Raw genomic sequence first — 20,880 nt, forward strand, 5'->3', positions numbered from 1 at the left:
CAAATGCTGACCCTGCGGCGAAAGGCGAAAGTGCTTTTGGTTGTGACATTAAACGGCCTGCGCTATGAGGCGCGTACCTATCCGGAGGAAACTCAGAAAATGGCAAAGACCAAAGTCACCCCTGAAGAGGCGCTTGCCTTCCACCTCGAGCCAACGCCAGGCAAATTCGAGATCAAGGCATCCGTTCCCATGACCACCCAGCGCGACTTGTCGCTGGCATATTCTCCGGGTGTGGCCGTGCCATGCGAAGCGATCGCAGCCGATCCTTCGACCGCCTATGACTATACCAATAAGGGCAACTTAGTTGCGGTGATTTCCAACGGGACCGCAGTTCTGGGTCTTGGCAATCTGGGCGCGCTGGGCAGTAAGCCGGTAATGGAAGGCAAGGCTGTCCTGTTCAAACGTTTCGCCGACGTGAACTCGATCGATATCGAGTTGGATACCGAAGATCCTGACGAGTTTATCAAAGCGGTCAAATTGATGGGGCCGACGTTTGGCGGCATCAACCTCGAAGATATCAAGGCGCCTGAGTGTTTCATCATCGAGCAGCAGCTCAAAGAGATGATGGATATTCCGGTTTTCCACGATGACCAGCACGGCACCGCCGTGATCTGTGCCGCTGGTCTTCTGAACGCCCTGCATATCTCAGGTAAAAAAATTGAGGACTGCAAAATTGTCCTGAATGGTGCCGGGGCCGCAGGCATCGCCTGTATCGAGCTTCTGAAATCCATGGGTGCCCGCCACGACAATTGTATCGTCTGTGACACCAAAGGCGTCATCTATCAGGGCCGTACCGAAGGTATGAACCAGTGGAAGTCTGCCCACGCAGTCGCCACAGACTTGCGCACCCTCGAAGAAGCCATGAAAGACGCGGACGTATTCCTGGGCGTGTCTGTCAAAGGTGCCGTCACCCCGGATATGGTGGCGTCGATGGCGGATGATCCGGTGATTTTCGCGATGGCGAACCCCGATCCTGAAATCACGCCGGAAGAAGCCCACGCTGTGCGTGCCGACGCAATCGTCGCGACGGGGCGCTCGGACTATCCGAACCAGGTGAATAACGTTCTCGGGTTCCCGTATCTGTTCCGCGGTGCGCTTGATATTCATGCCCGCGCGATCAACGATGAGATGAAAATTGCCTGTGCCGAGGCTTTGGCCGAGCTCGCCCGCGAAGACGTGCCGGACGAAGTTGCCATGGCATATGGCCGCAAGTTGTCCTTCGGGCGCGACTATATCATCCCGACGCCGTTCGACCCGCGTCTGATCCACCGCATCCCGCCCGCCGTGGCAAGGGCTGGCATGGACACCGGCGTAGCGCGTCGTCCAATCATTGATATGGACGGCTATGAAGAAAACTTGAAGTCGCGCATGGACCCGACCGCGTCGATCTTGCGCGGCCTCAACGCGCGCGCGCGGAATGCACAGGCACGTATGATCTTTGCAGAGGGCGATGATCCTCGGGTACTTCGAGCCGCCGTGACCTATCAACGCTCTGGCCTTGGCAAGGCGCTTGTTGTCGGGCGCGAAGAAGATGTGAAAGCCAAGCTCGAAGCAGCCGGTCTCGGGGATGCGGTGCGCGAAATCGAAGTGGTGAATGCCAAGAACACCCGCCATCTCGAAACATATACCGATTTTCTTTATAGCCGCTTGCAGCGCAAAGGTTTTGACCGTCATGACGTGTTCAAGCTTGCCGCGCGTGACCGCCACGTATTTTCCTCGCTGATGCTGCAACATGGGCACGGCGATGCGCTCGTGACCGGCGCGACCCGGAAATCAGCCCACGTCCTCGAACTGGTCAACCATGTGTTTGATGCCGATGCCGAACACGGCGCTGTGGGTGTGACGGCCCTGCTGCATAACGGCCGGATCGTGTTGGTTGCAGATACGCTGGTGCATGAATGGCCTGATGAAAACGATCTGGCCAACATCGCCGAACGTGCTGCCGGCGTGGCCCGTCATATGGGCCTTGAACCGCGTGTGGCCTTTGTCAGCTTCTCGACCTTCGGTTATCCAGTATCCGAACGCGCCGAAAAGATGCATATCGCACCGCAAGTTCTGGACAAGCGTGGCGTCGATTTCGAATACGAAGGCGAGATGACTGTCGATGTGGCCCTGAACCGTAAAGCCCAGGACAACTATCCGTTCCAACGTCTGACCGGCCCAGCCAACGTTCTTGTTGTGCCTGCACGACACTCGGCCTCGATTTCGACGAAACTTCTTCAGGAAATGGCTGGCGCGACCGTGATTGGTCCGATCCTGTCGGGGGTGGATCATTCGATCCAGATCTGCTCGACCGGGTCTACCGCAAACGACATCCTGAACATGGCTGTTCTTGCCGCATGTAAGGTCGGTTAAACCCGGCTTGTGGCTTGATGTTTTGAATAGGTCGGGCATTCTTGTCCGGCCTGTTTTCTTTGGATTGTGCCTATGTCGATCTACAACCTTGGTTCCATCAATGCCGACTATGTTTATGCGGTTCCGCATCTGCCCGAGCCTGGTGAAACCCTTGCCGCGCGCGATCTGACCAAAGGTCTGGGTGGAAAAGGGGCCAATATGTCCGTGGCGGCGGCCCGTGCCGGTGCCCATGTTTGCCATATCGGCGCTGTTGGGCCTGACGGGGGCTGGATGGTGGAACGCCTCATGGAATACGGGGTCGACACGCGCGCGATTGCCCGCCTCGAAATGCCCTCGGGGCATGCGATCATCAACGTGGACCGACATGGCGAGAACGCGATTGTTATCTATCCCGGTGCCAATCGCCATATCTCGACCCCGCAGATCGGCCTTGTCCTGTCCGAGGCCGCCGCGGGCGGCACGCTTCTTTTTCAAAACGAAACCAATGCACAGGATTATGCTGCCGAAACCGCCCGCAGTCTTGGGATGCGGGTGATTTGTTGTCCCGCCCCTTACGACACCGCTGCGCTAGAGCGGGTGTTGCCCTTTGTGGATCTGGTGATCCTCAACCAGATTGAGGCCGCTCAGCACAAGGAGGTCACAGGTCAGCCTATCGGGCATGGGTCTGCAATCAAGGTAATCACGACCTTCGGTTCAAAGGGATGTACACTGACGGATCACGCGACAGGGCATGTCAAGGAGTTCGCGGCTCCATCCGTAGTGCCGGTTGATACGACCGGGGCAGGGGACACCTTTGCCGGCTATGTCGCAGCTGGTCTGGACCGTGGCCTGCCGCTGGAACAATCCATTTCACTGGCAACGCGCGCAGCGGCCCTCATGGTGACACGCCATGGCACTGCTGATGTCATCCCTGATCTGAAAGACGTGCAGGACTCCCTGTTCTGACGGGCTCTGTTGGCCCGACAAACACTGCTTCTCTATTTAATGAAGGGTGCGTCACCGCCCCAAAGCTGTTTGACACGCGCATCCCGCCCACATGCCTTGCGATACCGCTTGTAGGCTTCGGACTGCTTTCTGGGGCCAAAGCGCGTGATCACGATCTTGGTGCCTTTGTAGTAGTCCTGGTGATAATCCTCGGCATCATAGAAACGCGCTTCGTTCAGGATTGGCGTCACGATCTGTCGGCCAAGGGCTTTCTGTGCATTGGCCTTGGCTTCTTCGGCGAGCGACCTTTCCCCTTTGTTAGAGACGAATATCGCGGTGCGATAGCTTTCACCCCGATCACAGAACTGTCCCCCGGCATCGGTGGGGTCCACAGATCGGAAATAAAGATGAAGTAATCGATCGAAGCTCACAAGATTTGAATCATATGTGATTTTCACCGCCTCATAATGTCCGGTGCCGCCACGGGTCACGTCCTTGTATGTGGGATTCTTGGTTTTCCCGCCGGTGTAGCCGGACACAACGGATTTCACGCCGGGCACACTCTCAAAATCACTTTCGACACACCAGAAGCATCCGCCCGCCACGATCAAGGTTTCAGTGGCCGCCTGCGCACGTGATCCATGCGCAACAACGCCAAGGGCGATCAGAATCGCCAGGAAAATCGGGTTCACTTTCAGAATTCGGTGCATGATGCGCCCTCCAATCCCCTGCATCTTTTCTCTACCCGGCGCGGTAGCACAACGGGATGAAAGGAAATGTCACGGCTTGGTGAGCACAATTTACCCTTGGAAAGGGAATCCTGCCTCACTAGCGTGCCCGACAAACAGCGAGAGGACCACAGGATGACTGACCACGTCACAACCCACCAAGCGCAGGAAGATGCCCGAAACGAAGATATTCTGATCTATCTTAATGGCCGCATTGTCCCAAAGGCTGAGGCGGTGGTGAGTGTTTACGATTCGGGTTTCATGCTGGGAGATGGCGTTTGGGAAGGGTTGCGGCTTTATGACGGGCATTGGGCCTTTCTTGGCGAACACATGGATCGCCTTTTCGAGGCGGCCAAGGCCATTGACCTGGACATAGGAATGGCCCCTGATCAGATGGTCGAAGCACTAGAGGCCACACGCGCGGCAAACCAGATGAACACCGATGCCCATGCCCGCCTGATGGTGACGCGTGGCGTGAAAACGCGCCCCTTTCAGCATCCGGGCCTGTCGCAACGGGGGCCGACTGTCGCGATCATCATGGAACATTCCAAACCGTCGATCCCGCGCCCGATCAACCTTGCCACGGTGCCGCATATTCGTGGGCTGCCCATGACACAGGATCCCAAGCTCAATTCCCATTCCAAACTCAATTGCATCCTTGCCTGTATCGCTGCAGAAAAGGCCGGCGCGGACGAGGCTTTGATGCTGGACGTGAACGGGTTCGTGAACACAACCAACGCCTGCAACTTCTTTATCGTGCGCAAGGGTGAGGTTTGGACCTCGACAGGGGACTACTGCATGAACGGCATTACCCGCCAAAAGGTGATCAACGTCTGCCGCGCCGATGGCATTCCGGTGTTTGAACGCAACTATTCTCTGGTCGATACCTACGGCGCGGACGAGGCGTTTCTGACAGGCACATTCGGCGCACAAACCCCCGTGGGTCAGATTGACGGCCGCCAGATAGGGACAGGCAAGATGGGCCCGGTGACGAAACGCATTCGCGCCCTTTATACAGATCTCGTTGAACAGGACGCCCAGAAATGAAGATCGCCATGTGGAGCGGTCCGCGCAACCTGTCGACCGCGATGATGTACAGCTTTGGCAACCGCGCCGATTGTGCCGTGGTGGATGAACCCTTCTATGCCGCTTATCTGGCGATGACCGGTCTCGACCATCCGATGCGCGAAGACATCCTTGCCTCGCAATCGCGAGATCCGGTCAAGGTCGCAAAGTACTTGACAGGCTCTAATCCAGCGGAAAAGCCAAATTTCTATCAGAAACACATGACCCAGCATATGATCGACGGCGTACCGCGTGACTGGATGCGCGATGTGGTCAATGTCTTCCTGATCCGCCATCCGGCCCGCGTGATTGCCTCTTATGCGGCCAAGCGCGAAAACCCTGTGCTGGATGACATCGGGTTTCGCCAACAGGCCGATCTGTTTGATCTAGTCAAAAGCTGGGGGCAGACGCCCGTGGTGATCGACAGCCACGATATCCGCGACGACCCCGAGGGCATGTTGCGCAAACTTTGCGATGCCATCGGTCTTGATTTCACGCCCGAGATGCTGACTTGGCCCACAGGCGGTCACGCCGATGACGGCGTTTGGGCCGCGCACTGGTACGGTGCCGTGTGGAACTCAACCGGCTTTGCGGGGGCAGAGGGCCCCTTGCCCAACGTACCGGAGGAGCTGCAACCGGTGCTGGATCAGGCGCTGCCGTTTTACGAGAAGATGAAGGCCGAGAAAATCTGACGAAGGAAGGGGCCCCGCCCCGACTGGCCCTCTCGGACCAATTCACTCCGTAGTTCTTGAGAAGAGATGAAGGTTAACCCAACAGTTTCCCCAGCTTCATCGCAACGCCCATGTCGCCCGACACCTTCAGCTTGCCCATCATGACGCCGGTCATCGGGTTCAGTTTGCCGGTCAGCAGTTTCACCAGATTGTCCTGCGAAATCTTGATGGTGCAATCGGTGTCCTGATCGGTGGTTGTGGCTTGGTTGTCCGCCAGCACTACGACGCCATCATCGCCGCAATCGAATTTCAGCGAGCCTTCGAACGACTTGCTGCTAAGTTCTTTTTGAATACCGTCTGCGATGTCCTGAAGCATCTCGCTCTCCAAAAATGAAACGACCTGCCTATGGGGTAGGCAGGCCGCAGGATTGGATCAACAGTGACGTTGCAGGAGCTTTCGCGGTTTGTACAAATTGGTCAGCTACCCCGAAAAATTTGGTACAAACCGGTCAGATTAGCCCCCGATGCGCTTGTTGCGCATCGCGATCAGCTTCAGGCGCAGGGCTTGCAACTGGATAAACCCTGCAGCGTCTTTCTGATCGTAAGCGCCCGCATCGTCCTCAAAGGTCACGTGCTCTTCCGAGTACAGCGAATGCTCGGACCAGCGGCCAACGGTGGTTGCCAGACCCTTGTAAAGCTTGACGCGGACGGTGCCGGTTACATGCTCTTGCGACAGGTCGATGGCCGCTTGCAGCATCTCGCGCTCGGGCGAATACCAGAAGCCGTTGTAGATCAGTTCGGCGTATTTCGGCATCAGTTCGTCTTTGAGATGCATCGCGCCACGATCCATGGTGATCGATTCAATTCCACGATGTGCCTCAAGCAGGATGGTGCCGCCGGGGGTTTCATAGATGCCGCGCGACTTCATACCGACAAAGCGCCCTTCGACCAGATCAAGACGACCGATACCGTGCTTGCGGCCGTACTCATTCAACTCGGTCAAGATGGTTGCCGGCGACATTGCAGTACCGTTGATAGCAACGGGATCGCCTTTTTCAAAAGCGATTTCAATGTATTCTGGGGAATCCGGCGCATCCTCGGGGTGAACGGTGCGCTGGAACACATAGTCAGGGGCCTGAACGGCGGGATCTTCCAGAACCTTGCCCTCGGACGAAGTGTGCAACAGGTTTGCATCAACCGAGAACGGCGCTTCCCCGCGTTTATCCTTGGCGATCGGAATCTGGTTCTTCTCGGCAAAGTCGATAAGTTTGGTGCGCGAGGTCAGGTCCCATTCACGCCATGGGGCGATCACTTTGATATCGGGGTTCAGTGCGTAAGCCGCAAGCTCGAACCGCACCTGGTCGTTGCCTTTGCCGGTCGCGCCATGCGCTACAGCATCGGCGCCGGTTTCTTCCGCGATTTCAATCAGGCGCTTGGAGATCAGCGGACGCGCAATCGACGTGCCCAGCAGGTACAGGCCCTCGTAAACTGCATTGGCGCGGAACATCGGAAACACGAAATCGCGCACGAATTCTTCGCGAACATCTTCAATATAGATGTTTTCGGGCTTGATCCCCAGAAGCTCGGCTTTCTTACGGGCGGGCTCGAGCTCTTCACCCTGACCAAGGTCAGCGGTAAAGGTCACGACTTCGCAGCCATACTCGGTTTGCAGCCATTTCAGGATGATCGAGGTATCAAGGCCGCCGGAATAGGCCAGCACTACTTTCTTGGGCGCGGACATGTCATCTTTCCTTTAATCGGATATCGAGGGCGCGATAGCGGGTTTTGGCAGGCAGGGCAAGATGTGCGGCGTCCGGGGCTTGCAAAGCGATGCGAAAAGGCGGCTTAAATTAACAAAGCAGCGCGACAGGAGAGGTGCATGAGCGGTATCAAGATTTTCAACCATTCTGTTCGGATGGTGTTGGGCAATTCCACGCAGGCAATAAAGGTGTCTCTGCCGATGCTCGCGGTCATGGTGGCGGCCTTCATCTTCGGCGATGGCGCAAGCGGGTCCGCTGGGTTTGAGGCCGAAGACATCGCGGATTATTCAGGGTCAGATATTGTGTTCAGTTTCCTTTCGGGGCTTGCCGGGCTTTGGGCTATTGTCGCCTGGCACCGGTTCATTTTGCTCGAGGAATATCCGGCCAGTTTCCCCGCGTTTCACGGCGGTCAGATTTTGGCGTATTTCGTGAATTCGATCCTCATCAGTCTTATCATCGGTATTCCGCTTGCGATTGGCGTTGCACTGGTGTCGCTGGTTTTGCCGGTTTTGGCTGCGGTCATCGCACTGGCCGCGCTGCCGGTCGCCGTATGGGTGTTCTATCGTCTTTCGCCCATGCTCGCAGCGTCGGCGATCGGAAACAGCATTTCAATCAAGGATGCTTGGGAAGCAACCCATGACATTTCGGGTGCGGCTGTCATTGCGGCTCTTTTGACGTTTGCGGCGGGTATGGGGCTTCAACTGGCTGGGGTTCTTGTGTTTTCCATCGTTCCGTTTGTTGGCTTTCTCGGTCTTATCGCTGCGAATTGGGCAACCACCCTAATCTTTGCAAGCCTGATCACAACGATCTACGGAATAGCGGTGGAAAACCGTAGCGTCTGAGGGGTCATGACTCTAATCCATTCACGAACTCCAATTTGGAATTCGAGTAGGCTTTCAGCACGGCAGGAACGTCAACCGATCCTGCCTCACCCTGTGCGCAAGCCGTTTCACCGGCCTGGCACCGGCTGGCCAATTCGGAAAACCCAAGGTTCAGGGCGCACCCCTTCAAGAAATGAAGGTCCTCGCGCAGGGTTTTTCGATCTGGCGTGTCGCGCAGTTTGGCCAGAACCTGTTCAACCTCTTCTAAAAAGATGTCGACAATTTCGTCAAACCCCTCTTGTCCGATTTCATTGCGAAGCTCATCGACGCGTGCCCAGTTGATCATGGTGACCTCCTTCCTGCGTGCAACGAACCATGATTTGGTTAACAAACAGATTTCTTTTCCACTCACATCCCAACAAGTTTGAACTTCAGTAAATCTTAAGTGACGCTGGTATATTGCTAAGGGCAACCGCGTAAAAGTGATCTTGGGTTTGTTGTGTTCGAAGCTGCTTCGCCTGTGCAGGATGATGATGTCGCCACAACTGGGGCGATCCGGCGTGTTCTTCTTGTCGATGACAGCCGTCTTCAGCGGCGCATTCTTTCTGCGTCGCTCGTGTCTGATGGGTATGAAGTTGTCGAGGCAGGGTCTGGAGAAGAGGCGCTTGATCTTTGTAAAGAGTATCCACCCGACCTGGTTTTAAGTGACTGGATTATGCCGGGCATGGATGGATTGGAGTTCTGTCAGGCCTTCCGGCAATTGGAAAGCGACAAATATGGCTACTTCATCCTACTCACTTCCAAGAGCGAAAAGGCCGAGGTCGCCAAGGGATTGGAAGGCGGGGCTGACGATTTTCTGACCAAACCCGTCAATGCGCATGAATTGCGGGCAAGAATCGGAGCGGGCGAGCGGATCGTACGCATGCAGCGCGAACTGACCGAGAAAAACCGCATGATCTCGGACACTCTGGATGAGTTGCAGAGACTGTATGACTCTCTTGATCACGACCTGAAAGAAGCGAAAAAGCTGCAACAATCTCTGGTGCGTGACAGGTTCAAGGATTTTGGAACCGGTGTTGCCGCGCTTGTCCTGCAATCAAGTGGTCATGTCGGGGGCGATCTTGTGGGGCATTTCCGCATTTCTGACAGTCGGATCGGGCTTTATTCGATTGATGTGTCGGGCCATGGCATCAGTTCCGCGTTGATGACGGCGCGTTTGGCGGGGTTTCTGTCTTCGAACTCTCCCGAGCAGAACGTGGCACTGAGGATGCTTCCCGACGGGCGGCAAGGCTATCACCCGCCCGAACACGTGCTTCAACAGCTCAACCAGATCATCCTAGGCGAAATGGAGACGGAGCATTACTTCACGATGCTTTTGGCCATTGTGGATTTGCAAACGGGTGACATTGAAATGACCCAGGCCGGTCATCCTCATCCGGTTGTCCTGCGCAACGACGGGAGCATTGAAGAGGTCGGTCCCGGCGGATTGCCCGTCGGGCTGATTGATGGGGCAGAGTTCACGCCGTTTTCTGTACGTCTTGATCCGGGAGACAGGATCCTGATTTTGTCAGATGGCGTTACAGAATGCCCTGATCAGGATGGCAAGATGCTCGGGGAGGATGGGTTGGAACAGCTGCTTCGGCAGCTGCCGTCCAATGATGTAAACGAAACTCTGAACAGCCTGATTTACAAGCTTGAGTCATTTGCAGGCGGTGCTGGGTTTCCCGATGACGTTTCGGGGATCTTGTTCGAATTCCGTGGGCCTTGGCTTTAACGCAGGAATGTTTCAACAAAGTGGCGATCCCCAGAACTCGCCAACAGTCGCGCGGCTTCTGCTGCGGGCATCCAGACGGCGGTGTGAAGTGGCTCGATCGGCGGCCCTAACCGCCGCGCTGGGCGCGCCAGAAAGATATGGCACAGCTTTTCGGCCCAAAGGTCGTATTCGGGCATGTAGGTAAACCGCCGATAGGCCCCGATTTTGCGCGCCTGGCAAATGGTCCAACCGGTTTCCTCGTAAACTTCACGGTACAGCGCGATAAGTGGAGACTCTCCGGGATCAATGCCGCCCCCGGGCAGTTGAAACTCAGGCTCCGGTTCCGATTGATGGGTCAGCAGCATGTCTGCGCCGTGCAGCAAAATGGCATATGCACCCGGTCTCAGACTGTAATTTACCTCTGGTTTCGGCGGCATCCCAAAACGACGTATCATGCGCTGCCCTCTTTTTGTTTGGGTTGCTGCCCTTATATAGTCGGGATATGGCAAGGGAAGGCCTTTAGGAAAACCCCATGACACTAGGAAACAAAATTGCTTGGGACGACACCGTGTTGCCGTTCCAACTGGACAAATCTGATATTCGCGGGCGCGTCGCGCGTCTGGACGGTGTGCTGGACGGCGTGCTGAAACAGCATGACTATCCGCCTGCCGTTGAAGCGCTTGTTGCTGAAATGACCCTGCTGACCGCTTTGATCGGGCAGTCGATCAAGCTGCGCTGGAAACTGTCGTTGCAGGTCCAGTCGAAAGGGCCGGTGCGCATGATCGCGACCGATTACTATGGCCCAACCGAAGAAGGGCAACCCGCCCGCATTCGTGCCTATGCCAGCTTTGACGAAGATCGGCTGACCGACGGTGCGCCCTATGACCAGATAGGCGAAGGATATTTTGCGATCCTGATGGATCAGGGCAATGACATGACACCCTATCAGGGTATCGCCCCTCTGGCTGGCGCGTCTTTGAAAGAGGCGGCCGAAACCTATTTTGCGCAGTCTGAACAACTTGCCACCCGGTTTGCATTGCGGTTTGGCAAGTCCACCGAACCCGGTGTCGCCGAACACTGGCGCGCTGGTGGCATTATGTTGCAGCACATGCCCAAGGCATCGCCCCACGTCACCGGAGAAGGTGGCAGTGGCGAAGAGGGGCTCCTGAGCGCCGTGGATGTTCTTGGTGAAGACGAGGGCGAGAACTGGAACCGTGCGAATATCCTGCTGGACTCAGTTGAAGATCTCGAGATGATTGGCCCGTCGGTGTCGCCGACTGACTTGTTGATCCGTCTGTTCCACGAAGAGCAGCCGCGGGTCTACGATGCACAGCCAGTCAAGTTCGGATGTACTTGCTCTGAAGAGCGTGTGCGTCAGAGTCTTTCGATCTATTCCGCGAAAGATATCGAAACCATGACGACACCCGAAGGCCGAGTGACCGCCGATTGCCAGTTCTGCGGTGCACATTATGACCTTGATCCGGCGACTGTAGGTTTTGAAGCCAAAGAGGTTGGCAGTGAGTGATCCTTTAGCCCCGCTTCTACGATCTTTGGAGCGCGAAAGCGGGGCGTCTTCGGATTTTGATCTGAACCCAGATGTGGTTCTGCCAGCTGGCCGCAAACTTCGGCCGGCGGGGGTGCTGGTGCCGATTCAGGTGGTGGCAGATGTTCCGCATGTGATCCTGACCAAACGTGCCTCGCACCTGAAACACCATCCGGGGCAAATCGCCTTTCCGGGTGGCAAGCAGGATGAGGGTGATGCGGATGTGGTTGCGGCCGCTTTGCGAGAGGCCGATGAAGAAATCGGACTACCGCCCGGAATTGTTGAAGTGCTGGGCACGCTCCCGACGCATGAAACCGTGACCAGTTTTATCGTGACACCAGTTGTCGCGCGGGTAAATGAACCTTTTGAAATCGTGCCAGAGCCGGGTGAGGTGGAAGAGGTTTTCCGCGTACCTCTTGCCCACGTTGCCAACGCTGCACGCTTTTCTGTGCAGTCCCGTCGTTGGCGCGGCATGCGGCGTCATTATTATACGGTGCCCTTCGGTCCCTATTACATTTGGGGCGCAACCGCGCGAATCCTGAGGGGTCTTGCCGAAAGGATGGCTCAATGACAATGGTTTCTGGCGCCTGGTTAGCCAATCCGCAAACGCAGGCTGTTTGTGCGATGCTTACCGACGCCGGCTATCAGGCATTGTTTGTAGGCGGTTGTGTGCGAAATGCGCTGATTGGAACGCCAGTCAACGACATAGACATCGCGACCGATGCCTTGCCGGAAACGGTGGTAGACTTGGCCAGAAAGGCAGGGCTGCATCCTATTCCTACAGGTATTGATCATGGTACGATTACCGTTGTTTCGGATCACATACCCCATGAAATCACAACTTTCCGCAAGGATGTCGAAACTGATGGGCGTCGCGCTGTCGTCGCCTTTTCATCCGATGTGAACGACGATGCGCATCGGCGTGATTTTACCATGAACGCGATCTATGCGCATCCCGATGGTACTATTGTTGACCCGTTGAACGGGATGGCCGACCTTGGCGCGCGCCGCGTGCGGTTCATTGATGATGCCGACCTACGCATTCGCGAGGACTTCTTGCGAATATTGCGGTTCTTCCGGTTCCACGCATGGTACGGAGATCCTGAGTCAGGCATGGATGCCGACGCCCTTGCTGCCATAGCAGAAAATTGCGGGGGGTTAGAAACCCTTTCGAAAGAGCGGGTGGGTGCGGAAATGCTCAAGCTTCTAACCGCGCCTGATCCTGCGCCGTCCGTGGCCGTTATGCGTGGCACCGGGGTTTTGAACGTTGTATTGCCCGGTGCAGATGATCGGGCGCTGGGCCCATTGGTGTATTGGGAAGAACAGGCCTGCAAAGCCCCCGACGCTATCCGTCGCCTCTCCGCGCTGGGCGGAACAGAGGTAGATCAAGCTTTGCGGCTTTCGAAAAAGCAGTCAAAGCTGTTGGCATTGCTGTCACAGGCAATCGGTTCAATGCTTCCCTTGCATGAAGTTGCGTATCGTCACGGCGAAGATGTCGCTTGGTCTGTTGGCCTTTTGCGCGCAGCAGTTCTTGAGATGCCGGTTGATCCAAAGCTTGAAGAAGACATCGCTTTAGGTGTTATTGCTGTCTTCCCCGTAAGGCCCTCGGATTTGCAGCCAGAGTTACAGGGGCCAGCCTTGGGCGCGCGGTTGCGACAGCTGGAAAATGAATGGATTGCCTCACGGTTTTCGCTGACGCGGAAGGCTCTTCTGGCTTTGTGATGTCGCGGGATTGACTTGTTGGGTCCCGCGACCAATGCTCGGCTTACCAATCCAACGGACAACCAGTGTCTTGTGGATGTTGGCCCAAACAAACCGAATGATTCACTATGGCACGTCATTGAAGAATTCCGTCTTCAATCCATTTTGCCTTTCCGGATATGGAAGCTTCTTATGTTCAAGTATTTTGAAAACCTCGTTGATCCTTATGTTGATTATCCGCGCGCGGATGTGCCTCCGCAAACCCTGTTTCGGTTCCTGGCTGACTATGCGCGCCCTTTTCGCAAGCTGTTCGTCTGGGCCACGCTGCTTTCGGTTCTGGTCGCCGCCATAGAAATTGCCCTGATTGGCTATATGGGCCGGATTGTCGATTTACTGGCCGGCGACCCCGAAACAGTCTGGTCTGCGCATGGCGTCGAACTGATCATGGTGGCCTTGTTTATCCTCTTCCTGCGCCCAGCGGTTCAGGCAATCGACGTTCTGGTGTTGAACAATGCGATCCTTCCGAATTTTGGCACATTGATCCGATACCGTGCCCATAATCATGTTCTGCGGCAATCTGTTGGTTGGTTTGAAAACGATTTTGCGGGGCGGATCGCCAACCGGATCATGCAAACCCCTCCCGCGGCCGGCGAGGCGATTTTCCAAATATTCGATGCGATTGCTTTTTCCATCGCCTATTTCATCGGGGCCGCCATCCTTCTGTCGGACAGCGATCCGAGGCTGGTTCTGCCGATGTTGGGGTGGGTCTTTCTGTATGGCCTTCTGGTGCGCTGGACGATTTCAAGGGTTGGCCCCGCGTCGCAAAGGGCGTCTGACGCGCGCTCGCAAGTTACCGGTCGCGTAGTGGACGCCTACACCAATATCCACTCGGTCAAGCTTTTCGCCCATGACAATCGTGAGGTTGAATACGCCAAGGAAGCGGTCGAATACGCACGCGAAACGTTTCAGGCCGAGATGCGCATCTACACGGTCATGGATGTGGTCTTGGTCGCCCTGAACGGGTTGTTGATCGTCGCGGTGGTCGGTTGGGCGGTCTGGCTGTGGATGCTGGGCGAGGCGAGCGTCGGCATCGTTGCTGCAGCCACTGCCCTGACACTGCGTCTGAACGCAATGACAGGTTGGATAATGTGGGCATTGACCTCGTTTTTCCGCCAACTTGGCGTGGTGGCGGAGGGCATGGAAACGATTGCCCAGCCGATTGATTTGGTAGATGCGCCTGATGCAAAAGATCTCGCTCTCACCGAAGGTAAGATCGAGGTTCAATCCCTGTCGCATCACTATGGACGGGGATCCGGCGGACTAGATGCGATATCGATGACCATCCAGCCTGGGGAAAAGATCGGGCTTGTCGGGCGCTCTGGCGCCGGGAAATCGACATTGGTCAAGTTGTTACTGCGCTTTTACGATGCCGAATCCGGGCGTGTTCTGATCGACAGACAGGATATTTCACAGGTGACACAGGACTCCCTAAGAAACTGTATCGGGATGGTTCAGCAGGACAGTGCCCTGTTGCACAGGTCCGTGCGCGAAAATATTCTTTATGGGCGTCCGGAAGCCAGCGATGAAGACGTGATCGCGGCGGCGAAGAAGGCCGAGGCGCATGAGTTCATCCTTGGGCTGGAGGATGCCAAGGGCAACCGTGGTTATGACGCGCAAGTTGGTGAGCGCGGCGTAAAACTGTCTGGGGGGCAACGCCAACGTATCACGTTGGCCCGTGTGATTCTCAAGAACGCGCCGATCCTGCTTTTGGACGAAGCAACAAGTGCGTTGGATTCCGAAGTCGAGGCCGTGATTCAAGAGACACTCTATGGTATGATGGAAGGCAAGACAGTGATAGCCATTGCGCACCGCTTGTCCACGATTTCACGCATGGATCGCATTCTGGTTCTGGACGATGGACACATCGTCGAAGAAGGCACCCATGAGGCACTGTTGCAACAGGGCGGTCTCTATGCAGGCTTCTGGGAAAGACAGTCTGGTGGTTTCCTAAACGCGGATGAAGCTGCGGAATAAGGGCTTTTCCAAACGCCACCTACGCTATATGCGCAGAGTATGACCGAGATTCAGATTGAACGGCTTGGGCATCAGGGCGATGGAATCGCCCAAGGCCCGGTTTTTGCGCCCTTGACCCTGCCGGGTGAAACCGTTTCGGGAACCTTGGAGGGCACACGCCTGACAGATGTTCGCATCGTGTCGCCATCCGACGATCGGGTAAAACCCCCGTGCCGGCATTACAAAAGTTGCGGCGGTTGCCAGCTGCAACATGCCAGTGATGCATTTGTCGCGACCTGGAAGGTTGATGTGGTCAAACAGGCCCTTGCCGCGCAGGGTCTTGAAGCAGAGTTTCGTCCCATCGTCACGTCACCCCCGAAATCACGCCGCAGGGCGGTTTTTTCGGCGCGCCGCACCAAGAAAGGGGCGTTGGCTGGTTTCCACGCCCGAGCAAGCGACGTTGTGATTGAAATACCGAATTGTCAGTTACTTCATCCGGATGTGATGCCCGCTTTGGACGTTGCGCGCGCACTGGCCGAAATCGGAACCAGCCGGAAGGGCGAGATATCAGTGACGGCCACCTTGTCTGAGGGAGGCTTGGACATTGCCGTGTCCGGTGGCAAGCCGCTGGATGGGTCGTTATTCGACCTTTTGGCGCAGCAGACCGAGCGTTGGAAGCTAGCACGTTTGACATGGGGCGACGAAGTGGTGGCGATGTGCGCACCCGCCACCCAATCCTTTGGTGCGGCCAAGGTCGTGCCGCCTCCCGGCAGCTTTCTACAAGCGACCCACTCGGGCGAGGCTGCTTTGTTGGCCGCCGTGAAAGAAGCGGTTGGTGATCAAGGCAAATCTGGCGTTGATCTTTTTGCCGGATGCGGAACCTTTACCTTGCCGCTGGCAGAGGCTGCGCAGATGCACGCGGTTGAGGGCCTTCGCGATATGCTGACGGCGTTGGATGCAGGGTGGCGACATGCCGAGGGATTGAAGAAAATCACCACCGAGACCCGTGACTTGTTCCGATACCCGTTGATTGCCGAAGACCTGAAGTTCGATTTTGCTGTAATTGATCCCCCACGGGCCGGTGCCGAGGCGCAGACCGCAGAGCTGGCCAAGTCAAACATTCCAGTGATTGCTTTCGTGTCCTGTAATCCAGTGACCTTTGCAAGAGATGCGGTCTGTCTGGTCGGATCGGGCTATCGGCTCGACTGGGTGCAGGTTGTGGATCAGTTCCGCTGGTCGTCTCATATCGAGCTTGTTGCGCGGTTTTCCGCGGCCTGACCACCATTCCTCTGTTCACGATTGCGCGAAGCCCCCATCGGCGCTATCCGGCGGCGTGCTTTGCGTTTATGATATGCGCAAGAAACGAGGAAACGTCGATGCAGTTGATCAAGATTGCGGTGGCATTGCTGCTGGTGATCGGGCTTACGGCCTGTTCATCAAAATTCAAGACGTACAACGGCCCCGAAGTGACACGTGTCCTGATCTATAAGGAAAACAGGACGATGTACCTGATGCATCATGACAGCGTCCTGAAAAAATATGACGTTGGTTTGGGGTTTGCGCCAGTCGGGCACAAGAAGGTTGAGGGTGACGGAAAGACGCCGGAAGGCAACTATTTCATCGACCGCCGCAATCCCAACAGCGAATTCCACCTTTCGATTGGCATTTCCTATCCCAATTCTGCCGACCGCGCTTATGCGCATTCTCTGGGCAAAAGTCCGGGTGGAGACATTTTCATTCACGGACGCCCAAAGAAATACCAGAATGGCAAGCGTGACTGGACCGCCGGGTGCGTGGCCGTCACGGATAAAGAAATGGAAGATGTCTATGCGATGGTGCGCAACGGAACCCTGGTGTCGATTTACCCCTAGGGCTTAGCTCTGAACAGGGGCGGTAGTTTGGCCTGCGCTGATCGCGGTCGGGGCCGTGCTTTGTTGCTGGGGCGCGGCGCTGGGCGTGCCGGTAATCAGCGTCCACCAGATTTTGCCATTCTTTTCCTGGAACCATGCAAAGCCCATTTCCTGAGCGGCTGGATTCATCAGCACGGCTTTGGTGTCTTCCTGTTGAAGCCATGCTTCGAGGGTTTGCATCTCGGTTTCATAGGTTTCAGAAATCGTTTCCCCTAGGAAAAGGCCGGTATAGCCGACGCGTTGAACGCGCTGGATGGGCGATGACCCATCAGACCCAAAGTGCCAAGGGCGATTCTGAATGGACATGTCGCGCGAATGCGTGGCTGCAGCGGCGTTCAGCTGTGCATTGAACTGCAAGGCCGGGGCGCCAGCGGCACTACGCAGGGCATTGATCGAGTCGAGGACGCGAAATTGCACTTCGGATGTCCGGTTCGAAGATATCCGGTATTGTTTTGCGCTGTTTGATCCCCCGGTTCCCGAAGAATCACAGCCTGCGACAGCCAAGGTGGCAATCAATGCCAAAGCGATAAAGCGCGTCATAGTCTTTCCGTCCGTCGTATTACCGACAGACCTCTAACCTGCGTCACGTTGCTTTGAAAACCCACATCAGCGTGAGATTGCCAAATGACGGGTGTTTGATTTGCGACTGAGACATTCCGGCAATAATATATCGTTCAATCCGAAAACAGGTTGTTCCGAGGACTGACATGGCACACGACGAAAAATCTAAATTGGGTCGCCGGGCGTTTATGGCCGCCGGAGCTTCTTTTCTGGCCGCACCCGCATTGGCGCAAACCGAGTCAAGCACGACCGAAATTGAACGTGACCTCGACGAGATCGTGCCACGTAATATCTCGAGTTTCCGTGCGTTGGACTGGCGTCCTTATTTCGACAATACCCGAAACGGCGCGATCCTGGTGGATGTGACTTCGCGGGCGCTGCACTACTGGTCCGAAGATCAGTCGATCTACAAGCTCTATCCCTCTTCCGTGCCCTTGACCGAGGATCTCACGCGTCGCGGGCGTACAAAAGTTGTGCAAAAAGTCGAAGGGCCCAGTTGGCGCCCGACTCCTTCGATGAAAAAGCGGAACCCAGAATGGCCCGATTTCGTGGGGCCGGGGCCGGATAATCCGCTGGGAACGCACGCGCTCTACCTCAGCTGGACGTATTATCGTATTCATGGGACGCACGACACACGCAAAATCGGCCGCAGATCGTCGAACGGGTGCATCGGGCTTTACAACGAACATATTGCCGAACTGTTCAGCCTTACAAAGGTTGGCACGCAAGTGTTGCTAATTTGACGACATTCTGGCTTTCCCGAGGGGTAATTCTGAAAGATGGGTTTGCAAACAATGCCCATTGCTGTTTACACAGAGTTACGAGGTAAGTCTTGGGTGCTTGGCGTCGTCCTCAATTATGACGTCGAGCTATTATCTGGAGGATACTATGAAAAAACTCGTTCTCGCTGCTGCACTGACCGCCGCTGCTTCGACCGCATTCGCCGGTTCGATGGCTGAACCCGTTGTTGAGCCTGTCGTAATCGAAGAAGAAGCTGGTTCGTCGGCACAAGGCGTATGGGTTCCGCTGCTGCTGCTGGCAATCGTTGCCGCTGCTGCTGCTGCCTAATTCAGCCACAGCTTAAAATCGGAAAAGGCGGAGCAAACGCTCCGCCTTTTTCTTTTCCTTTAAGGTTTTTATGAAAGCCCTAGCCGATCCAGCCTTGCAGGTTTTCCTCGATGATCTGGGAAAGCGCAGCAATGTGTGACGGATGGTCGTTGAGACACGGAATATAAGTGAACTCTTCGCCGCCAGCCTCTTCAAAGCTCTCTTTGATCTCTTCGTTGATCTCTTCCAGTGTTTCAATACAGTCCGCGGAAAATGCGGGCGCGACCACGGCTATACGCTTTTTACCGTCTTCTTTAGCTAGGCGTGCGACTTCATCGACCGTGTAGGGTTGAAGCCACTCTTCGGGTCCGAACTGCGACTGGAAGGTTGTGGTAATTTCGGTATCTTCCCAGCCCAGCCGTTCTTTCAGAAGGCGCGTATTTTTCTGACAATGACAATGGTAAGGGTCGCCTTCTTTCAAATACCGGGTCGGCATCCCATGATATGACACAACCAGCATTTCAGGTCTGTTCTCAAGTTCGCCATAAGCTGCCTCGATCGAAGCCGCGAGTGATTCGATATATTGGGGGTGGCCAAAATACGCAGGCACGGTACGCACTGCCGGCTGCCACTTTTCCTTCATCAGAGCGCGGAAAAATTCATCATTTGCGGTTGCGGTCGTGGCGCCCGCGTATTGCGGGTAAAGTGGAAAGAACAGGATCTTCTCGCAGCCCGCTTTCACCATCTTGCGCACCTTGGATTCCGTGGACGGGTTTCCGTAGCGCATGCAGAAATCCACCATGACCATGTCACCAAAGCGGGTCTTCATTGTCTCGGTGATGGCGGCTGTCTGATCCTTGGTGATCAGCATCAGCGGGCTTTCATCCAGCTCGTGATTCCAGATCGACTTATACGCCTCGCCCGAGGAAAACGGGCGTTTGGTTAGGATGATCCCTTGCAAGATCGGTTGCCATTTCCAAGAGGGATAGTCGATCACCCGTTTGTCAGAAAGAAACTGGTTCAGATAACGCCGCATTGGCCAGTAAGTATAAGAATCCGGGGTGCCCAGATTTGCCAGCAACACCCCGATCTTACCGCGTGGAACGGCGGGGTGGTCTTTGGGGCTGTGTTCCGGGCGAGTGGCGTGTACTTGGTTCATTTTTCTTCCTGAAATTAACTTGACCTGACTTAGTGTCGGGCGCGTTCCTGTCAATCTTTGAGTGTGGTTTCCTGCGTTCCCAAAGCATCGGCAAGTCGCGTCACCGCAGATCCCGGGCGCAACGGTTTTGGTTGGCTTGCATCAGGTGCCCAACCGGTCAGAAAAATCAACTCGAACGTTGCCGGGATCCGGCCGTTCTCCATGAAGGTTTCCGTGTAAATGTCGACGGCGCGCATCAGCAGAGCACGCGATGTGAACCGCCGCAACCGGCCATCAAGGGCATTTGCCTCGCCCATGGCGCGCAGGTCGCGCATCAGGTGCCAAGGTGTCTCATAAGTGACCTTGAGTGGAAGCGTATCCGCCACAGGAAGGTTGAGCCCTGCGCGCTGCAACAGCGCTCCCAGATCCCGGATTTCGCCCATTTGCGCCACGCGGGGGGACAGCCCGCCCGAGACATCGGCTTCAGCCTGGGCCAAGGCGCTGCGCAGTTCATGCAGTGTCTGGCCGCCGAAACACACGCAAAGAAACAACCCATCATTCCGCAATGCGCGCCGACACTGAATGACCTGCCCTACCGGATCATTCGCCCAGTGCAGCGCCATGCAATGCAGAACCAGATCATAACCTTCGGCCTTGAGATCCAGAACATCTTTATCCGCCACGATATCGGCCTGGGGTGCGACGCGACGCCAAATCTCGGGAAATCCGGTCACGATCGCCACTTTGGTAAACGTTCTGTTAACTAAAGAGAGGCGATCCTGCACTTCCTCGAGCGCTGCTTCGTGAAGAAATAGACCGTTCACATGATCGGCGCGCGTTCGGTTTCGCTTCAATGCGTCCGTATCTGTCATCTTTGGGGCGTTTTGCAT

The 20,880-nt window shown here is 55.8% G+C and carries 22 protein-coding genes; 14 read left to right on the top strand and 8 right to left on the bottom strand.

What is annotated here, in order from left to right:
• Positions 1-99: 99 nt before the first annotated feature.
• Positions 100-2,355, top strand: a complete 2,256-nt coding sequence (locus WNE31_RS01265; protein WP_349977769.1) for an NADP-dependent malic enzyme — start codon at positions 100-102, stop codon at positions 2,353-2,355.
• 72 nt (positions 2,356-2,427) lie between these two features.
• Positions 2,428-3,300: a ribokinase gene (locus tag WNE31_RS01270; RefSeq protein WP_349977770.1), complete on the top strand. Its 873-nt coding sequence runs from the start codon at positions 2,428-2,430 to the stop codon at positions 3,298-3,300.
• Between the two features lie 32 nt (positions 3,301-3,332).
• Here the strand turns inward: WNE31_RS01270 and msrA are convergent, their stop codons facing one another.
• The gene (msrA, locus tag WNE31_RS01275; protein WP_349977771.1) at positions 3,333-3,989 is read right to left on the bottom strand and encodes a peptide-methionine (S)-S-oxide reductase MsrA; all 657 of its coding nucleotides are present in this window, start codon (positions 3,987-3,989) and stop codon (positions 3,333-3,335) included.
• Between the two features lie 153 nt (positions 3,990-4,142).
• On the opposite strand from msrA, the gene WNE31_RS01280 reads away from it, so the two are divergent.
• Both WNE31_RS01280 and WNE31_RS01285 read left to right on the top strand, forming a co-directional pair.
• Positions 4,143-5,054 carry a D-amino acid aminotransferase gene (locus WNE31_RS01280; RefSeq protein ID WP_349977772.1) on the top strand — a complete coding sequence of 304 codons (912 nt, stop codon included), beginning with the start codon at positions 4,143-4,145 and terminating at the stop codon, positions 5,052-5,054.
• On the top strand, positions 5,051-5,764 hold the full coding sequence (locus WNE31_RS01285; RefSeq protein WP_349977773.1) for a sulfotransferase-like domain-containing protein: 714 nt from the start codon (positions 5,051-5,053) through the stop codon (positions 5,762-5,764). Before WNE31_RS01280 ends, WNE31_RS01285 begins: the two co-directional genes overlap by 4 nt.
• Positions 5,765-5,837: 73 nt before the next feature.
• Here the strand turns inward: WNE31_RS01285 and WNE31_RS01290 are convergent, their stop codons facing one another.
• Entirely contained in the window at positions 5,838-6,119 is a 282-nt protein-coding gene (locus WNE31_RS01290) for an SCP2 sterol-binding domain-containing protein (RefSeq protein WP_349977774.1), read from the bottom strand.
• 138 nt (positions 6,120-6,257) lie between these two features.
• The gene (locus WNE31_RS01295) at positions 6,258-7,484 is read right to left on the bottom strand and encodes an argininosuccinate synthase (RefSeq protein WP_349977775.1); all 1,227 of its coding nucleotides are present in this window, start codon (positions 7,482-7,484) and stop codon (positions 6,258-6,260) included.
• 138 nt (positions 7,485-7,622) lie between these two features.
• Between WNE31_RS01295 and WNE31_RS01300 the strand changes: the two genes are divergently transcribed.
• A complete protein-coding gene (locus WNE31_RS01300) occupies positions 7,623-8,345 on the top strand; it encodes a hypothetical protein (protein ID WP_349977776.1) in 723 nt (240 codons plus the stop codon).
• Positions 8,346-8,349: 4 nt separating this feature from the next.
• Here WNE31_RS01300 and WNE31_RS01305 read toward each other — a convergent pair whose 3' ends face one another.
• Positions 8,350-8,670, bottom strand: coding sequence for an Hpt domain-containing protein (locus WNE31_RS01305; protein WP_349977777.1), 321 nt, complete (start codon positions 8,668-8,670; stop codon positions 8,350-8,352).
• A 153-nt stretch (positions 8,671-8,823) separates the two neighbouring features.
• On the opposite strand from WNE31_RS01305, the gene WNE31_RS01310 reads away from it, so the two are divergent.
• A complete protein-coding gene (locus WNE31_RS01310; protein ID WP_349977778.1) occupies positions 8,824-10,098 on the top strand; it encodes a PP2C family protein-serine/threonine phosphatase in 1,275 nt (424 codons plus the stop codon).
• Here WNE31_RS01310 and WNE31_RS01315 read toward each other — a convergent pair.
• Positions 10,095-10,532, bottom strand: a complete 438-nt coding sequence (locus tag WNE31_RS01315; protein WP_349977779.1) for an NUDIX hydrolase — start codon at positions 10,530-10,532, stop codon at positions 10,095-10,097. The genes WNE31_RS01310 and WNE31_RS01315 overlap by 4 nt on opposite strands.
• 77 nt (positions 10,533-10,609) lie before the next feature.
• Between WNE31_RS01315 and hslO the strand changes: the two genes are divergently transcribed.
• From hslO to WNE31_RS01345, 6 genes are all read left to right on the top strand, one after another.
• Positions 10,610-11,602, top strand: coding sequence for an Hsp33 family molecular chaperone HslO (gene hslO / locus WNE31_RS01320; RefSeq protein ID WP_349977780.1), 993 nt, complete (start codon positions 10,610-10,612; stop codon positions 11,600-11,602).
• Entirely contained in the window at positions 11,595-12,191 is a 597-nt protein-coding gene (locus tag WNE31_RS01325; RefSeq protein ID WP_349977781.1) for a CoA pyrophosphatase, read from the top strand. The genes hslO and WNE31_RS01325 overlap by 8 nt, the downstream gene beginning before the upstream one ends.
• Positions 12,188-13,342: a CCA tRNA nucleotidyltransferase gene (locus WNE31_RS01330; RefSeq protein ID WP_349977782.1), complete on the top strand. Its 1,155-nt coding sequence runs from the start codon at positions 12,188-12,190 to the stop codon at positions 13,340-13,342. Before WNE31_RS01325 ends, WNE31_RS01330 begins: the two co-directional genes overlap by 4 nt.
• A 171-nt stretch (positions 13,343-13,513) precedes the next feature.
• Complete coding sequence (locus WNE31_RS01335) at positions 13,514-15,355, top strand: ABC transporter ATP-binding protein (RefSeq protein WP_349977783.1); 1,842 nt, start codon at positions 13,514-13,516, stop codon at positions 15,353-15,355.
• A gap of 39 nt (positions 15,356-15,394) precedes the next feature.
• The gene (locus WNE31_RS01340; RefSeq protein ID WP_349977784.1) at positions 15,395-16,612 is read left to right on the top strand and encodes a class I SAM-dependent RNA methyltransferase; all 1,218 of its coding nucleotides are present in this window, start codon (positions 15,395-15,397) and stop codon (positions 16,610-16,612) included.
• 98 nt (positions 16,613-16,710) lie between these two features.
• Complete coding sequence (locus WNE31_RS01345) at positions 16,711-17,205, top strand: L,D-transpeptidase family protein (protein WP_349977785.1); 495 nt, start codon at positions 16,711-16,713, stop codon at positions 17,203-17,205.
• Positions 17,206-17,208: 3 nt separating this feature from the next.
• Here WNE31_RS01345 and dalA read toward each other — a convergent pair whose 3' ends face one another.
• Positions 17,209-17,784, bottom strand: coding sequence for a divisome-associated lipoprotein DalA (gene dalA / locus WNE31_RS01350; protein ID WP_349977786.1), 576 nt, complete (start codon positions 17,782-17,784; stop codon positions 17,209-17,211).
• A gap of 167 nt (positions 17,785-17,951) precedes the next feature.
• On the opposite strand from dalA, the gene WNE31_RS01355 reads away from it, so the two are divergent.
• A complete protein-coding gene (locus WNE31_RS01355; RefSeq protein ID WP_349977787.1) occupies positions 17,952-18,548 on the top strand; it encodes a L,D-transpeptidase in 597 nt (198 codons plus the stop codon).
• Between the two features lie 145 nt (positions 18,549-18,693).
• Positions 18,694-18,873 carry a hypothetical protein gene (locus WNE31_RS01360; protein ID WP_349977788.1) on the top strand — a complete coding sequence of 60 codons (180 nt, stop codon included), beginning with the start codon at positions 18,694-18,696 and terminating at the stop codon, positions 18,871-18,873.
• 79 nt (positions 18,874-18,952) lie between these two features.
• Here WNE31_RS01360 and hemH read toward each other — a convergent pair whose 3' ends face one another.
• Together hemH and WNE31_RS01370 are read right to left on the bottom strand one after the other, a co-directional pair.
• On the bottom strand, positions 18,953-20,011 hold the full coding sequence (gene hemH, locus WNE31_RS01365) for a ferrochelatase (protein WP_349977789.1): 1,059 nt from the start codon (positions 20,009-20,011) through the stop codon (positions 18,953-18,955).
• Between the two features lie 50 nt (positions 20,012-20,061).
• Entirely contained in the window at positions 20,062-20,880 is an 819-nt protein-coding gene (locus WNE31_RS01370) for a methyltransferase domain-containing protein (protein WP_349977790.1), read from the bottom strand.

The organism is Shimia fortis (assembly GCF_040225985.1).
Taxonomy (GTDB): domain Bacteria; phylum Pseudomonadota; class Alphaproteobacteria; order Rhodobacterales; family Rhodobacteraceae; genus Shimia.

Excerpts from the sequence above, each read along its gene's own strand:
- WNE31_RS01290 (WP_349977774.1), bottom strand. The coding sequence starts at position 6,119 with ATGCTTCAGGACATCGCAGACGGTATTCAAAAAGAACTTAGCAGCAAG.
- WNE31_RS01280 (WP_349977772.1), top strand. The coding sequence starts at position 4,143 with ATGACTGACCACGTCACAACCCACCAAGCGCAGGAAGATGCCCGAAAC.
- WNE31_RS01370 (WP_349977790.1), bottom strand. The coding sequence starts at position 20,880 with ATGCAAAACGCCCCAAAGATGACAGATACGGACGCATTGAAGCGAAAC.
- WNE31_RS01270 (WP_349977770.1), top strand. The coding sequence starts at position 2,428 with ATGTCGATCTACAACCTTGGTTCCATCAATGCCGACTATGTTTATGCG.
- hemH (WP_349977789.1), bottom strand. The coding sequence starts at position 20,011 with ATGAACCAAGTACACGCCACTCGCCCGGAACACAGCCCCAAAGACCAC.
- WNE31_RS01295 (WP_349977775.1), bottom strand. The coding sequence starts at position 7,484 with ATGTCCGCGCCCAAGAAAGTAGTGCTGGCCTATTCCGGCGGCCTTGAT.
- WNE31_RS01285 (WP_349977773.1), top strand. The coding sequence starts at position 5,051 with ATGAAGATCGCCATGTGGAGCGGTCCGCGCAACCTGTCGACCGCGATG.
- WNE31_RS01355 (WP_349977787.1), top strand. The coding sequence starts at position 17,952 with ATGGCACACGACGAAAAATCTAAATTGGGTCGCCGGGCGTTTATGGCC.
- WNE31_RS01335 (WP_349977783.1), top strand. The coding sequence starts at position 13,514 with ATGTTCAAGTATTTTGAAAACCTCGTTGATCCTTATGTTGATTATCCG.
- WNE31_RS01300 (WP_349977776.1), top strand. The coding sequence starts at position 7,623 with ATGAGCGGTATCAAGATTTTCAACCATTCTGTTCGGATGGTGTTGGGC.
- dalA (WP_349977786.1), bottom strand. The coding sequence starts at position 17,784 with ATGACGCGCTTTATCGCTTTGGCATTGATTGCCACCTTGGCTGTCGCA.
- WNE31_RS01305 (WP_349977777.1), bottom strand. The coding sequence starts at position 8,670 with ATGATCAACTGGGCACGCGTCGATGAGCTTCGCAATGAAATCGGACAA.
- WNE31_RS01315 (WP_349977779.1), bottom strand. The coding sequence starts at position 10,532 with ATGATACGTCGTTTTGGGATGCCGCCGAAACCAGAGGTAAATTACAGT.
- WNE31_RS01330 (WP_349977782.1), top strand. The coding sequence starts at position 12,188 with ATGACAATGGTTTCTGGCGCCTGGTTAGCCAATCCGCAAACGCAGGCT.
- msrA (WP_349977771.1), bottom strand. The coding sequence starts at position 3,989 with ATGCACCGAATTCTGAAAGTGAACCCGATTTTCCTGGCGATTCTGATC.
- WNE31_RS01340 (WP_349977784.1), top strand. The coding sequence starts at position 15,395 with ATGACCGAGATTCAGATTGAACGGCTTGGGCATCAGGGCGATGGAATC.
- hslO (WP_349977780.1), top strand. The coding sequence starts at position 10,610 with ATGACACTAGGAAACAAAATTGCTTGGGACGACACCGTGTTGCCGTTC.
- WNE31_RS01345 (WP_349977785.1), top strand. The coding sequence starts at position 16,711 with ATGCAGTTGATCAAGATTGCGGTGGCATTGCTGCTGGTGATCGGGCTT.
- WNE31_RS01360 (WP_349977788.1), top strand. The coding sequence starts at position 18,694 with ATGAAAAAACTCGTTCTCGCTGCTGCACTGACCGCCGCTGCTTCGACC.
- WNE31_RS01265 (WP_349977769.1), top strand. The coding sequence starts at position 100 with ATGGCAAAGACCAAAGTCACCCCTGAAGAGGCGCTTGCCTTCCACCTC.